General features: G+C 75.2%; 11 protein-coding genes. 4 read left to right on the forward strand and 7 right to left on the reverse strand.

Features of this window, described 5'->3' with window-relative positions:
• Positions 1-453: 453 nt before the first annotated feature.
• Entirely contained in the window at positions 454-2,022 is a 1,569-nt protein-coding gene (locus tag SM577_RS27100) for a helix-turn-helix domain-containing protein (protein ID WP_474588290.1), read from the reverse strand.
• Between the two features lie 134 nt (positions 2,023-2,156).
• Between SM577_RS27100 and SM577_RS27105 the strand changes: the two genes are divergently transcribed.
• Complete coding sequence (locus SM577_RS27105) at positions 2,157-3,419, forward strand: NAD(P)/FAD-dependent oxidoreductase (protein WP_474588291.1); 1,263 nt, start codon at positions 2,157-2,159, stop codon at positions 3,417-3,419.
• An 85-nt stretch (positions 3,420-3,504) separates the two neighbouring features.
• Entirely contained in the window at positions 3,505-3,801 is a 297-nt protein-coding gene (locus tag SM577_RS27110; protein WP_474588292.1) for a hypothetical protein, read from the forward strand.
• Positions 3,802-3,854: 53 nt separating this feature from the next.
• On the opposite strand, the gene SM577_RS27115 is transcribed toward SM577_RS27110, so the two are convergent.
• Positions 3,855-5,480, reverse strand: coding sequence for an ABC transporter permease (locus tag SM577_RS27115; RefSeq protein WP_302919802.1), 1,626 nt, complete (start codon positions 5,478-5,480; stop codon positions 3,855-3,857).
• Positions 5,477-6,409 (reverse strand): ABC transporter ATP-binding protein, encoded by a 933-nt coding sequence (locus SM577_RS27120; RefSeq protein ID WP_474580974.1) that lies wholly within the window; start codon positions 6,407-6,409, stop codon positions 5,477-5,479. The genes SM577_RS27115 and SM577_RS27120 overlap by 4 nt, the downstream gene beginning before the upstream one ends.
• A 109-nt stretch (positions 6,410-6,518) precedes the next feature.
• Between SM577_RS27120 and SM577_RS27125 the strand changes: the two genes are divergently transcribed.
• On the forward strand, positions 6,519-7,268 hold the full coding sequence (locus tag SM577_RS27125) for a TetR family transcriptional regulator (protein ID WP_474580975.1): 750 nt from the start codon (positions 6,519-6,521) through the stop codon (positions 7,266-7,268).
• A 9-nt stretch (positions 7,269-7,277) separates the two neighbouring features.
• Here the strand turns inward: SM577_RS27125 and SM577_RS27130 are convergent, their stop codons facing one another.
• Positions 7,278-7,871 (reverse strand): hypothetical protein, encoded by a 594-nt coding sequence (locus SM577_RS27130; RefSeq protein WP_474588293.1) that lies wholly within the window; start codon positions 7,869-7,871, stop codon positions 7,278-7,280.
• Positions 7,872-8,423: 552 nt separating this feature from the next.
• Here SM577_RS27130 and SM577_RS27135 point away from each other — a divergent pair.
• A complete protein-coding gene (locus SM577_RS27135) occupies positions 8,424-10,208 on the forward strand; it encodes an N-acetylglutaminylglutamine amidotransferase (protein WP_474588294.1) in 1,785 nt (594 codons plus the stop codon).
• Between the two features lie 30 nt (positions 10,209-10,238).
• Here SM577_RS27135 and SM577_RS27140 read toward each other — a convergent pair whose 3' ends face one another.
• The 3 genes from SM577_RS27140 to SM577_RS27150 form a co-directional block, all read right to left on the reverse strand.
• Positions 10,239-11,375, reverse strand: a complete 1,137-nt coding sequence (locus SM577_RS27140) for a carboxylate-amine ligase (protein ID WP_474580977.1) — start codon at positions 11,373-11,375, stop codon at positions 10,239-10,241.
• A gap of 136 nt (positions 11,376-11,511) precedes the next feature.
• Complete coding sequence (locus tag SM577_RS27145) at positions 11,512-12,723, reverse strand: RNA polymerase sigma factor (protein ID WP_474588295.1); 1,212 nt, start codon at positions 12,721-12,723, stop codon at positions 11,512-11,514.
• Positions 12,724-12,725: 2 nt separating this feature from the next.
• Positions 12,726-13,076, reverse strand: coding sequence for a YciI family protein (locus tag SM577_RS27150; RefSeq protein ID WP_474588296.1), 351 nt, complete (start codon positions 13,074-13,076; stop codon positions 12,726-12,728).
• Positions 13,077-13,084: the final 8 nt, after the last annotated feature.

Consider the following 13,084-nt stretch of genomic DNA (forward strand, 5'->3'; position numbering starts at 1 on the left):
GCCGATACACCATCTCCCTGGTAATCACCGCAATCTGCGGTCGCAGCGGATCGCGGATCATGTCATCCAGCAGTTGCTCCTCACGCTCGGCGTCCTGAGCGATCATCAACACCGCCCCGACCGGCACCGCTCGGTCGCTACGCCGGCAGCCGGTCAGCAGCCCGCTCAGTCCCGAGGTCCGCCTACCGGGCCCTCGTCGACGTGCACAAGGAACCGCAGGCTCAACATCCGAGCGTGGAACCGCCGTTGCGGAGCAGCCCACGACAGAGACATGAACGCTGTGCTGAACGTGTTGGCCGCCGGACAGGCGGACAACGGAAACGACGGTGGAGCGCGGGTCATACCACCAGCGATGGTGGCACCGCGCGGCGAAGCGGTAACCCACCCGGACGCCGCGCGGTCCACGCGCAGCGTGGAGGGAATCTCCGTCCTTTAGGGCGAAGAGGATGTCCATCACCCGCCCGGCGCAAGCGGCTCCCGGCGTAGCGCGGCGAGCTGGATCTGCAACGCCAGCCGGGTACGCGCCGACGCCAGGTCGACGGGGACGACCTCGGCGAGGCGGCGCATCCGGTACCGGAGCGTGTTGGGGTGCACGTGCAACCGCCGGGCCGCCCTCGTCGGGTCGCCCTGCTCCTCGATCCAGGCGGCGACGGTGCCGACGTAGTCGGTGCCGTGCTGCCGGTCGTGCGCGACGAGGGCGGGCAGCGGCCCGCCGATCAGCAGGTCGGCCCGCGGCACCGTGCTGACCACCCGGTGCACGACCACGTCCGCCCAGACGTCCTCGAACCGCAGCACCGGGCCGGGTCGGGCGGGGCCGTGCAGGGCGAGCAGCTCCGCCGCCTCGGCGCGGGAGCGCCGCAGGTCCGGCAGGGTGCGGGCGACGCCGCCGGAGGCGGCGTGGAGCGCCGGGTCGTGCCGGGCGATGTGGTGGATCAGCCGCTCCAGCCAGAGCCAGCAGCCGGGCGCCTCGCCGTCGGCGGCCACCACGGCGAACAGCACCTCACCCAGGTCGGCGATCAGCGGCTGGCGCCACCCGTGCCGGCGGGTGATCGACTCCCACAGGGCGAGGTTGTGCACCAGCTCCGCCGTACCGCCGTGGGCCCCGAGCGCGACCACCCGCCACGGGCCGGCGGGCAGGCCCAGCTCCTCGCGGCCCATCCGGCCCGGGTCGCGCAGCGCGGCGCGCAGCCGGTCGGCCGCCGCCCGGCGGGCGACGTCGGCCTGCACCCGCAGCCGGAGCAGGTGCAGCGCCAGCTGGGACGCGGTGCCCTGGAGGTCGCGCAGCCGTTCGTCCGGCACCGGGCCGTCGACCACCGCCCAGATCGAGCCGAGCAGCTCACCGCCGGCCCGGATCGGGATCACCAGCCGGGGCAGCGTGCCGTCCGGCCCCTGCGGTACGAAGATCAGGTCGCTGCCGGTGGCGAGCTTGCGGAACACGCCCCGGGAACGGAAGTGCGCGATCACCTCGCCGGGCACCCGCCGGCCGACGATGGTCGAGACGCGCGCCGGGTCGGTGCGGTCCTGGCGCGACGAGTAGGCGAGCACGCGGGACTGGGCGTCCTCGATGGTCACCGGCGCGTCGACGACGGCGGCGGTCGCGTCGGCGAGGGCGAACAGCTCGTCGTACACCCCGGCCTCGCCGGTCTCCGGCGGGCCGGGCGCGACCGCCCGGTCGATCACGCCGCGCAGCAGCCAGACGAGCTGGGCCCAGGACCCGTGGCTCTGCAACTCGACCAGAGTCAGGTCGCGGTCGGCCGCGGCCGCCGTCACCTCGGGGTGGGTGGCCAGCGGCGGCTTCAGGACCAGGCCGGCCGCGGCGGTCTCCGCGCACCAGACGATGACGCCGACCGCCTGCTCCGCGGTGGCGATGCCGGCGCCGAGGACGAGGTCGCCCCGCTCGCCGGTGGTCGCGTCGTCGGGGTCGGCGAAGGTGACGTCGCGGACCTCCGCCGCCTCGCCGGCGACGACGATCTTGAGCAGCGCCGCACCGACGGCGTCCACCACACCACCCACGGTGATCATGGCGCGATTATCCCTCGGCGTTGTCCGTTCCGACCAACGACCGGCTTGATCGTTGGCTTGACCGGACAATGACGTTCCGGGCCGGCGCGGCCAGGATTGGCCCCGATCCCCCGCTGTCCCGAAGGAGAGAACCGATGCCTGCCGCCGAGTCCGGGCCCGCTCCGCAGCACGTCGCCGTGATCGGCGCCGGGATGGTCGGCCTGGCCACCGCCTGGTTCCTCCAGGAGCGGGGGGTGCGGGTCACCGTGCTCGACCGCACCGGGGTGGCGGCCGGCGCGTCCTGGGGCAACGCCGGCTGGCTCACCCCCGGCATCACCACTCCCCTGCCCGAGCCCGCGGTGCTCCGCTACGGGCTGCGCGCCGTGCTCAGCCCGTCGTCGCCGGTCTACGTGCCGCCGCGCGCGGACCTGCGGCTGCTGCGGTTCCTGGCCGGCTTCGCCCGGCACAGCACCGCCGCCAAGTGGCGCACCGCGATGCGCGCCTACATCCCGATGAACCGCCGCGCGCTGGAGACCTTCGAGGCGCTGGAGGCGGGTGGGGTCACGGCCCGGGCGAACGAGGCGAAGTCGTTCATCGCGGCGTACCGGACCACGACCGAACGGTCGGTGCTGCTCGACGAGCTGGGGCACATCCACGCCGCCGGCCAGGAGATCGAGTTCGACGTGCTGACCGGCGCCGAGGCGCGCGAGGTGGAGCCGTCGCTCTCCGACCACGTCGGCGCCGCCATCCGCCTGCACGGCCAGCGGTTCGTCAACCCCGGGGAGTACGTGCACGCGCTCGCCGACTCGGTCCGCGCCCGCGGCGCGACGATCGTGTCGGGCGCGGACGTGGTGGACGTCCGCGACGAGGGCACCGGGGTCCGGGTGCTGACGTCCGACGGCGACGACGACCGGTACGACGCGGTGGTGCTGGCCACCGGCACCTGGTTCGGCGAGCTGGCCCGGCGCTTCGGCGTCCGGACCGTCGTGCAGGCCGGCCGCGGTTACAGCTTCAGCGTGCCGATCGAGCACATGCCGGCCGGGCCGGTGTACTTCCCGGCGCAGCGGGTCGCCTGCACGCCGCTCGGCGACCGGCTGCGGGTCGCCGGCATGATGGAGTTCCGCCACGCCGAGGCGCCGCTGGACCGCCGCCGGATCACCGCCATCGCCGAGGCCGCCCGGCCGCTGCTGCGCGGCGCCGACCTGGACGCCCGCACCGACGAGTGGGTGGGCTCGCGCCCCTGCACCCCGGACGGCCTGCCGCTGATCGGCCGGACCCGGTCGCCGCGGGTCTTCGCGGCCGGCGGCCACGGCATGTGGGGCATCACCCTCGGCCCGCTGACCGGCACGCTGCTGGCCGAGCAGATCACCACCGGGCGGCAGCCGGCGGAGCTGCGCCCCTTCGATCCGCTGCGCTGACCAGCACCGCAGGAGCGGGCGGAGCGCGGCGGCGCTCCGCCCGCTCTGTCGTTGCCGACCCGGAAGGAAACCGAACGTGTACGCCGTGAGCAGGCAGGACGAGCTGGGCGTGCTGCGGATGGTCCTGGAGGAGCAGTACGAGCGGCACACCACCCAGCTCGCGCTGCTGGCCCGGCAGGCGAACCAACTGCCCGGCGCCGACCCCGCGGCCACCGCCGCGCTGACCGCCGCGTCCCGCCGCGCGCTGGGCGACATCGCCCGGGCGCTGCGCTACCTGGAACACGACGGCTACGGCCGCTGCCAGGGGTGTGCCCGTGACATCCCCATCGAACAGCTGGCGCACCGCCCGTCGACCCGCTTCTGCACCGCCTGCCGCCCCTGATCCGCGCACCCCGGCTGCGTTGCCGCAGGGCGACATGTCGAGGTAACCGCGCGTCAGGAGGGGACGTCGCGGTGGCGGAAGGCGGCCGCGCCGGCGGCGAGCAGCGCCACCGCCACGGCGGTCAGCACCACCAGGGGCAGCGCCGTCGCCTCGACCGCGGGCACCGACGGGATGTGGGTGTACGGGGAGAGGTTCAGCGCGGCCTGCGGCAGTTCGAGCACCGCGCCGAGCTGGCCGAGTAGCAGGAAGACCAGCAGGGCGGCCCAGGACAGCACCACCGACCAGCGAGGCAGCAGGCCGAACAGCGCCGTCACCACGCCGGCCACCACGAGCAGGGCGGGCAGCCGCAGCAGCGCGGCGCCACCCAGGTCGACGGCGCGCCCGACCGGGTCGCCGGCGACCAGGCCGTAGCCGAGGCCGGTGGTGAGGCCGGCGAGCAGCACCAGGGCGAGCGCGCCGAGCGCCGCGGCGGCCACCTGGGTGCCCAGCCAGCGGCCCCGGCTCACCCCGGTGGCGAGCACCGCCTCCAGCACGCCGTCGGACTCGTCGCCGCGCACCCGCAGCATGGCCTGCACGACGTACGCCCCGATGGTCAGCGCGAACAACCCGAGCATCGCGGCCAGGTACGCGTCGATCAGGTCGGCCCCGCCGCCCATTGCGGCGATCGCCTCGGCGGCGGCCGGGTTCTCCTCGATCATGGCGTTGAACTCGTCACCGGCGATGCCCATCGAGAACCCGAGCACCGCCACCCCGACCGCCCAGCCGAGCAGCGTGCCGCGCTGCAGCCGCCAGGCCAGCCCGGCGGGGCTGAGCAACCCGGCCGCGGCGCTCGCCGGGCCGCGCCGGGGCGCGACCAGGCCGGCGCCGATGTCCCGCCGCTCGGCCAGCGCGTAGGCGGCCGCGACCGCGGCGAGCAGCAGCGCGACGGGCAGCGCGAGGACCCACCACCGGTCGTCGACGTAGGCGCGCACCTGGTTGCCCCAGCCGAGCGGCGACAGCCAGGACGGCCAGGCGCTTTCCACTCGCACGCCACCGTCGGTCTGGTCGCCGAGCACGTCGCCGGCGGCGCGCAGCAGGAAGGCGACCCCGACGGCCGCGGCGGCGAGCGCGTTCGCGCCCCGGGAGGTGACCGAGAGCTGGGCCGTGACGGCGGCGACGCCGGTGAAGGCCACTCCGACCCCACCGATCGCGGCGGCCGCGACGACGGAGCCGGCCAGCGGCAGGCCGGCGCCCGCCAGGCCGGCGGCGAGCAGCGCGGCGGCCGCCACGTTCGCCGCGACGACCACCAGCAGCGCGGCGGTGAGCAGCGCGTACCGGCCGACCACGGCGGCGCCGAGCAGCTCCGCCCGGCCGGTCTCCTCGTTCTGCCGGGTGTGCCGGACCACCGCGAAGGTGCTCAGCAGCGCGAAGATCAGGGCCAGCGTGATGTACGTTTCGGCGACCACCACCGCGCCCAGGTCGCTGCCGGCGATCGGGCCGTTGAACGCCCGGGCGACCAGGCTGGACGCCGAGGTGGTGGCGTAGCCGAGGCGGGCGGGCTCGTCCGGGTAGACGCTGACGACGCTCTGCGCGAGGGCGTAGCCGAGCAGGGGCGCGCCGAGCACCCAGATGGCGAGCCGGACCCGGTCGCGGCGCAGCACGAGCCGGGCCAGCGTCCCGGTGCCGGTGAGCGCGCTCATCGGGCACCCGCCCGGCGGCCGTTCACCCCGGCGGCCTCGGCGGCCGGCCGTTCGTCGCCGTAGTGCCGCAGGAACAGCTCCTCCAGCGTGGGCGGGGTGCTGGTCAGGGCGCGCACGCCGAACCGGACCAGGTGCCCGAGCAACTCGTCGAGGTGGGCCGGCTCCACCTCCAGGTGGGTACGCCCGTCGACCTCGCGGACCGCGTGCACGCCGGGCAGCGCCTCCAGGCCGGTCAGCGGCCGGGCGGTCTCCACGGTCACCGCGGTGCGGGTGAGGTGGCGCAGCTCGGTGAGGGTGCCGGACTCGACGGTACGGCCCTCGCGGATGATGCTCACCCGGTCGCAGAGCGCCTCGACCTCGGCGAGCACGTGGCTGGAGAGCAGCACGGTGGCGCCGTCGGCCTTGATCCGCCGCACCTCGTCCTGGAACACCGCCTCCATCAGCGGGTCGAGCCCGGAGGTCGGCTCGTCGAGCACGTACAGCTCCACGTTCGACGCGAACGCCGCGACGATGGCCACCTTCTGCCGGTTGCCCTTGGAGTAGGTGCGGCACTTGCGGGTCGGGTCCAGGTCGAAGTGGTCGAGCAGTTCGTCGCGGCGCCGCCGGTCCAGGCCGCCGCGCAGCTTGCCGAACAGGTCGATCGCCTCGCCGCCGGAGAGGTTCGGCCAGAGGCTGACGTCGCCGGGCACGTACGCCAGCCGGCGGTGCAGGGCGACCGCGTCGCGCCACGGGTCGGCGTCGAACACCCGCGCCTCGCCCGCGTCGCGCCGCAGCAGGCCGAGCAGGATGCGGATGGTGGTGGACTTGCCGGAGCCGTTCGGGCCGAGGAAGCCGTGCACCTCCCCCGCCTCGACCCGCAGGTCGAGCCCGTCGAGCGCGCGGACGCTGCCGAACGTCTTGACCAGGTTGCCGATCTCGATGACGGGCATGGCCCCTCCTGCCGTTGACACCTCGACAAGCCCCACTGTACTGACCGGCGGTCAGTGCAATCAACAGTGACACAGGCCACCGGTCAGGGCGCCGGCTAGGCTTGCCGGCATGACCGCCGAGCCCGCCGACGACACCCGGACCCGGATCCTGCGCGCCGCGCTCGACCTGTTCGCCGAGCACGGCTACCAGCGCACCGCGCTGCGGCAGATCGCCGACCGGCTGCGGCTGACCAAGGCCGCCATCCTCTACCACTTCCCGGCCAAGGAGCACCTGCTCGCGGCCCTGATCGAGCCGCTGGTGGCGGATCTGGAGCGGCTGCTGGACAGCGCCGAGGAGCTGCCCACCGACCAGGCCCGGTGGGCGGTGCTGGAGGGCTGGGTGGACACCATGCTCACCCACCGCCGGCCGCTCGGCATGCTCTTCCACGACATCGCGCTGATCACCCGCGGCGACACCTACAACCGGCTGATGCGCATCGCCATGCGGGCCAACGACCGCATCGCCGGACCGGACGCCGGGCGCCGGGAGCGGGTCCGGGCGGTGCAGGCGGTCGCCATGTGCAGCGACCCGGTGGTCTTCTTCACCGACGTGCCCGACGAGGTGCTCCGGGCGGACATGCTCGACGGCGTACGCCGGCTGCTGGCCGCACCCGGCGCGGACGCCCCGCGCGCGGCGGAGCCCGGGCCGGTGACCGGGCGGCGGCGGCCGGGCCGGCCGCGGGCGCTCGGCCGCGAGCAGGTGGAGGCGGCCCGCCGGATGCACGCCGCGGGCACCCACTCGGTGGACGACATCGCCGCCGCCCTCGGGGTTTCCCGGGCGACCGTCTACCGCCACCTGGAGCAGACCGCCGCCAAATAACGAGACTTTTTAGCGACTTTTTTGAGACGATAGTGAGACGGCACCGGCCTCGGCGGCGACCGCCCGGTCGAGGAGCGCCTGCTCCAGCAACGCCGACTGCGCCACCGAGCCGCCGCGGACGGCGATGCTCCGCCGGGCCGCCCGGTAGAAGCCGTCGCGGGCCTCGTTGACCCGGGAGAGCACCCCGACCATGTCCGGTTCCGGGTCGGCGATCCCCCGGGCCAGCCGTTCCAGCTGCCACACCGCGTCCCGCCAGACGCCGGCCGCGGCGACCGTCGCCTCGTCGCCGAGCAGCAGCATGTTCTCCCAGGCGATGGTGCGCCGGGCGTCCGCCTCGGCCAGCCTCGCCAGGCCGGCCTCCCGGTCGATCGGGTGGCTGTGGGAGTTCGGCCGGCGGTCGGCGGTCATCCGCAGGGCGATGGCGTGGCTCTCCTTGACGGCGTGCGCGTACTCGACGTAGGCGTCGAGCCGCCGCTCGTCCCATCGGATGCTCTGGTTGCGCCGCCACCGGGCCCGGTCCGCCAGCGACGTGGCGAGGATCGTGCCCAGGGTTCCGACCAGTACGCCCAACAGCGCCGGAAGTTGCGCCAGCAAGGTGCCCACGCCGCCGAGGCTGCCATGCCGCGGCAAGCCCGCGCCAGGCTCGTCGAGCGCCGGCCCGACCCGACCCGCGGACGACCCTGGTCGCGCGCACCGACGACGGTACGCGCACCGGCCCCGCCATCCAGGCCGCCCGCCTTAGCCGAGGCGGCCCGCTTCTTCGGCGACCTGAGCCCGGCCGACCGGGACGGCCTCGCCCGCATCCTCGCCGCCCTGCGCGGCTGACCCGCCGGCGCCCTCCGCTCGATCGACTCCGTGCCGCCGTAAGAGGGGTGTCGACGCGAGCGGGACACCGCGATATCGGCGAAACGGAGTCGATCACGGCGACCGGCCGCCAGCGGGCCGGGGATGCAGCAGGGCGGGGCCGGGCGGGGCCGGCTCAGCGTCCGCGGTGCCGCGGGGCCCGGGCGGAGTTTGGGCGCGCCAGCGGCGGGTAGCCGAGCCGCCCGTCCTGCGGACGGGACCCGGACCCCCGTACGGGCGGTCCGTCACAGGCGGCGGGACGGGAGTGGTGACGGTGGGTCCGGTACCCCGGGCGAGCGGTGGCCGCTGAGCATGTGCGGAATCAGCGGCGAGGCGAGATTCGACGGCACGACGCCGGACGCCGAGGCGGTCACCCGGATGGCCGAGGCGATGCGGTCGCGCGGCCCGGACGGCGAGGGGCTGTGGGGCGACGGCTGGGTGACCCTCGGGCACCGCCGGCTGACCATCATCGACCTCTCCGACGCCGGCGCCCAGCCGATGGTCCGCGAGGACCTCGGCCTCGGTCTGGTCTTCAACGGCTGCATCTACAACTACCCCGAGCTGCGCGCGGAGCTGGCCGCCGCCGGGCACACCTTCCACTCCACCAGTGACACCGAGGTGATCCTGGTGGCGTACGCGCACTGGGGGGAACGCTTCGTCGACCACCTGGTGGGCATGTTCGCCATCGGCCTGGTCGACCGGCGGCGGCGCCGGCTGCTGCTGGTCCGCGACCGGCTCGGCATCAAGCCGCTCTACCTGGCAGAGGCGCCCGGGCGGCTGCGGTTCGCCAGCACCCTGCCGGCGCTGCTGCGCGCCGGCGACGTCGACACCGGGATCGACCCGGTGGCGCTGCACCACTACCTGTCCTGGCACTCGATCGTGCCGGCGCCGCGGACCGTGCTGCGCGGGGTGCGCAAGCTCCCCCCGGCCACCCTGCGGGTGATCGAGGCGGACGGGCGCAGCCGGGACCACGTCTACTGGCGGCCGGACTACGTGCGGGACCCGGCGCACGCCCGCCTGGACGCCCGGGACTGGCGCGCCATGATCGGCGACGCGCTGCGCACGGCGGTACGCCGGCGGCTGGTCGCCGACGTGCCGGTCGGCGTGCTGCTCTCCGGCGGCCTGGACTCCAGCATGATCGTGGCGCTGCTCGCCGAGGCCGGCCAGCACCACCTCCAGACGTTCAGCATCGGCTTCGACAGCCGCGGCGCCGAGACCGGCGACGAGTTCCACTACTCCGACCTGGTGGCCCGCACCTTCGACACCGACCACCACCGGATCCGGCTCGCCGACGACGACCTGGTCCCGGCGGTACGCCGGACCGTGCAGGCCATGACCGAGCCGATGGGCAGCCACGACGTGGTCGCCTTCCACCTGCTCTCCGAGCAGGTGGCCCGGCACGTCAAGGTGGCCCAGTCGGGGCAGGGCGCGGACGAGGTGTTCGCCGGGTACGGCTACCACCAGCCGCTGGCGCGGGTGCCCCGGGACGGGGCGGCGGAGGAGTTCGCCGCCGCGTTCTTCGACCGGGACCACGCCGAGCTGCACCGGGTGCTCAGCCCGGCGTACGCCTGCGAACAGGACGCCAGTCGGGAGCTGGTCGCCGCCGAACTGGCCGCGCCCGGCGCGGACACCGCGCTGGACGCGGTGCTGCGCCTGGACACCCACCTGATGCTCCCCGACGACCCGGTCAAGCGGGTGGACAGCATGAGCATGGCCTGGGGCCTGGAGGTGCGCACCCCGTTCCTCGACCAGGACCTGGTGACACTGGCCGCGGCCTGCCCGCCCGAGCACAAGGTGGCGCAGGGCGGCAAGGCGGTGCTGAAGGAGGTGGCCCGCGAGGTGCTGCCGGTCGAGGTGATCGACCGGCCCAAGGGCTACTTCCCGGTGCCGGCGCTGCGCAACGTGGACGGCCCGGTGCGCCAGCTGGTCACCGAGGCGCTGCACGCGCCGGCCGCCCGGGAACGCGGGCTGTTCCGCCCGGAGTACGTCGCCGAACTGCTCGCCGAGCCGGACCGGGCCGAGGCGGCCGCCGGCAGCAACAAGCTGTGGCAGCTCGGCCTGCTGGAGCTCTGGCTGCAGACCCACGACATCCGGTGAGCCACCCGGGCGTCCGGCGCCGCCGGACGGTCAGCCGGCGGTGGTCTGGGCGGCGAGGTGGTCCAGCACGGAGCGGATGTCGCCGCCGGTGTCGGCCATGATGCGCCGTTGCCGGGTGGCGCCGGTCCCCTCGCGGCGCAGCCGGGTCAGCTGCGCGACGGTGTAGTCGAGGTCGCCGTGCCGCGCCAGCGCCGGGGTCACGGTGGCGAACAGCTCCTCGACCAGGTCCCAGGCCGGCCGGGCGCCGCCGGCGTGCAGGTCGATCAGGTCGCCGTCGAGGCCGTCGTGGGCGGCCCGCCAGTGCGCGGCCGAGACCAGGCAGTTGCGGATCCGGTGCGCGGCCACCCCGGAGCGGACGTCGTCGACGATCGTGGCGACCAGCGCCCGGACCAGCGCGGCGACCAGCACTGTGTCGTCCACCGTCGGGCAGACGTCGCCGACCCGGATCTCCACCGTCGGGTACGCCGCCGACGGCCGGGCGTACCAGTAGACCATCGCCGCGTCGAGCATGATGCCGGCGGCGATCAGGTCGTCCACCGTGCGGTCGTAGTCGGCGGCGGAGTCGAAGTGCGGCGTCGGGCCGATGCTCGGCCAGCGCTCCAGCTGCATCGAGCGCCAGCTGGCGTGCCCGGTGTCCCGGCCGTCGTGCAGCGGGGAGTTGGTGGTGATCGCCTGCACCACCGGCAGCCACGGGCGCAGGTGGTTGCAGACCTGCACGGCCAGTTCCCGGTCGGGCACCCCCACGTGCACGTGACAACCGCAGACCGCCGGGTCGTGCGCCACCGGGCCGAAGCGGCGGGACATGGCGTGGTAACGCGGCTTGTCCGGCACCGTCCGGTGCGGTTCGTGGACGGGCGTGGCCCCGACCGCGACCAGCCGGGCGCCGGCCGCCTCGGCCGCCGCCGCGGCGGAACGCCGCAACCCGACCAGGTGCCGGCGCAACTCCCCCAGGTCCGCGCAGACCGGGGTGACCATCTCCACCATGCTGTGCCGGAACTCCTGGCGGCTCTGGTCCCGGGCGGTGCCGCGCAGCGCGGTGAGCACCCGGTCGGCCACCGGGAGGCTCTCCCCGGTCGCGGGGTCGAGAAGCAGGTACTCCTCCTCCACCCCCAGGGTCAGGGTGGTCAGGTCGGGGACGCTGGTGGCAACTGCCGGACGGTACGTCATCGGTGGTCGGCGTCCGTTTCGTCGGGCGGCGCGGGCCGCACGGCCGGGACGACCGGGGTTCCCGGCCGCCGGCCGGGCAAACGTCCCCCAGCGCCCCGAACCGCCACCACCGTTGCCCGCGCGGGCCGCCCGTCCGCTATCCGCCGGAGCGCACCGTCACCGCCCGCCGGGTCAGGAAGTCGCGTTCGGCCGCGTTCCCGGCCAGCTCGGCGGCCCGCCCGTACGCCACCGCGGCCTCCCCGGACCGCCCGAGCCGGCGCAGCAGGTCGGCCCGGACCGCGTGGAAGACGTGGAAGCTGCCCAGGTCGAGGCGCTCCACCTCGGCCAGCGCCGCCGCCGGGCCGGCCACCTCGGCCAGCGCGACCGCCCGGTTCAGCGCCACCACCGGCCCGGGCAGGTAGGCCCGGAGCTGGTCGTACAGCGCCAGGATCTGGGCCCAGTCGGTGCCGGCGGCGTCCGGCGCGGCGCTGTGCACGGCGGCGATGGCGGCCTGGATCTGGTACGGGCCGGGCTGGCCCCGGCGCAGGCAGCGGCGGACCAGGTCCTGCCCCTGCTCGACCAGCGCGGCGTCCCAGCGCCGCCGGTCCTGGTCCGGCAACGGCACCAGCGCGCCGTCGGCGGTGGTGCGGGCGGGGCGGCGGGCCTCGGTGAGCAGCATCAGGGCCAGCAGCCCCCGCGCCTCCGGCTCGTCCGGCATCAGCTCCACCAGCAGCCGGCCGAGCCGGATCGCCTCGGCGCACAGGTCGTCGCGGACCAGCCGGGCACCGGAACTCGCCGTGTGCCCCTCGGTGAAGATCAGGTAGACCACGGCCAGCACGGCCCGGAGCCGGTCGGGCAGGTCGGCCTCCCGGGGGATGCGGTACGGGATGCCGGCGTCGCGGATCTTCGCCTTGGCCCGGACCAGCCGCTGCGCCATGGTCTTCTCCGGCACCAGGAAGGCCCGGGCGATCTCGGCGGTGCTCAGGCCGCCGAGCAGGCGCAGGGTCAGCGCGACGCGGGCGGCCGGGTTCAGCGCCGGATGGCAACAGGTGAAGATCAACCGGAGCCGGTCGTCGCGCACGGGCCCCTCCTCGACGGGTTCACCGGCGGCGTACAGCAGGGCGGCCTGGGCGTGCCGGTCGGCCCGGGACGCCTCCCGGCGCAGCCGGTCGATCGCCCGGTTCCGGGCGGTGGTGATGATCCACCCGGCCGGGCTGGGCGGCGGCCCGGTCTCCGGCCAGCGGGCGGCGGCGACGGTGAAGGCGTCCTGCACCGCCTCCTCGACGAGGTCGAGGTCGCCGAGGAGGCGGGCCAGCACGGCGACCGCGCGGCCGTACTCCGCGCGGAACACCCGCTCCACGTCCGGCACGGTCAGTTGTCGCCCTGGAACGGCCGCACCTCGATCGGCAGGGTGGTGGCCAGCGCGTAGCGGCTGCCCCAGGCCAGCGCGGCGTCCAGGTCGGGCGCCCGGATGACGGTGAAGCCGCCGAGGTACTCCTTGCCCTCGACGAACGGCCCGTCGCTGACCAGCACCGCGCCGTCGGACGGCCGCAGCACGGTGGCGGTGTCCGGGGCGTGCAGGCCCTGGCCGAAGACCCAGCACCCGGCCGCCTCCAGGTCCTGCCGGATGACGCCGAGGTCGCGCATCACCCCGGCCAGGAACTCCGGCTCCGGGCGGCCTTCGCCCGCGGGCTGGTAGATGCTGAGCAGGTACTGCCTCATCGGCCTCT

The sequence above is a fragment of the Micromonospora desertarenae genome, assembly GCF_056150265.1.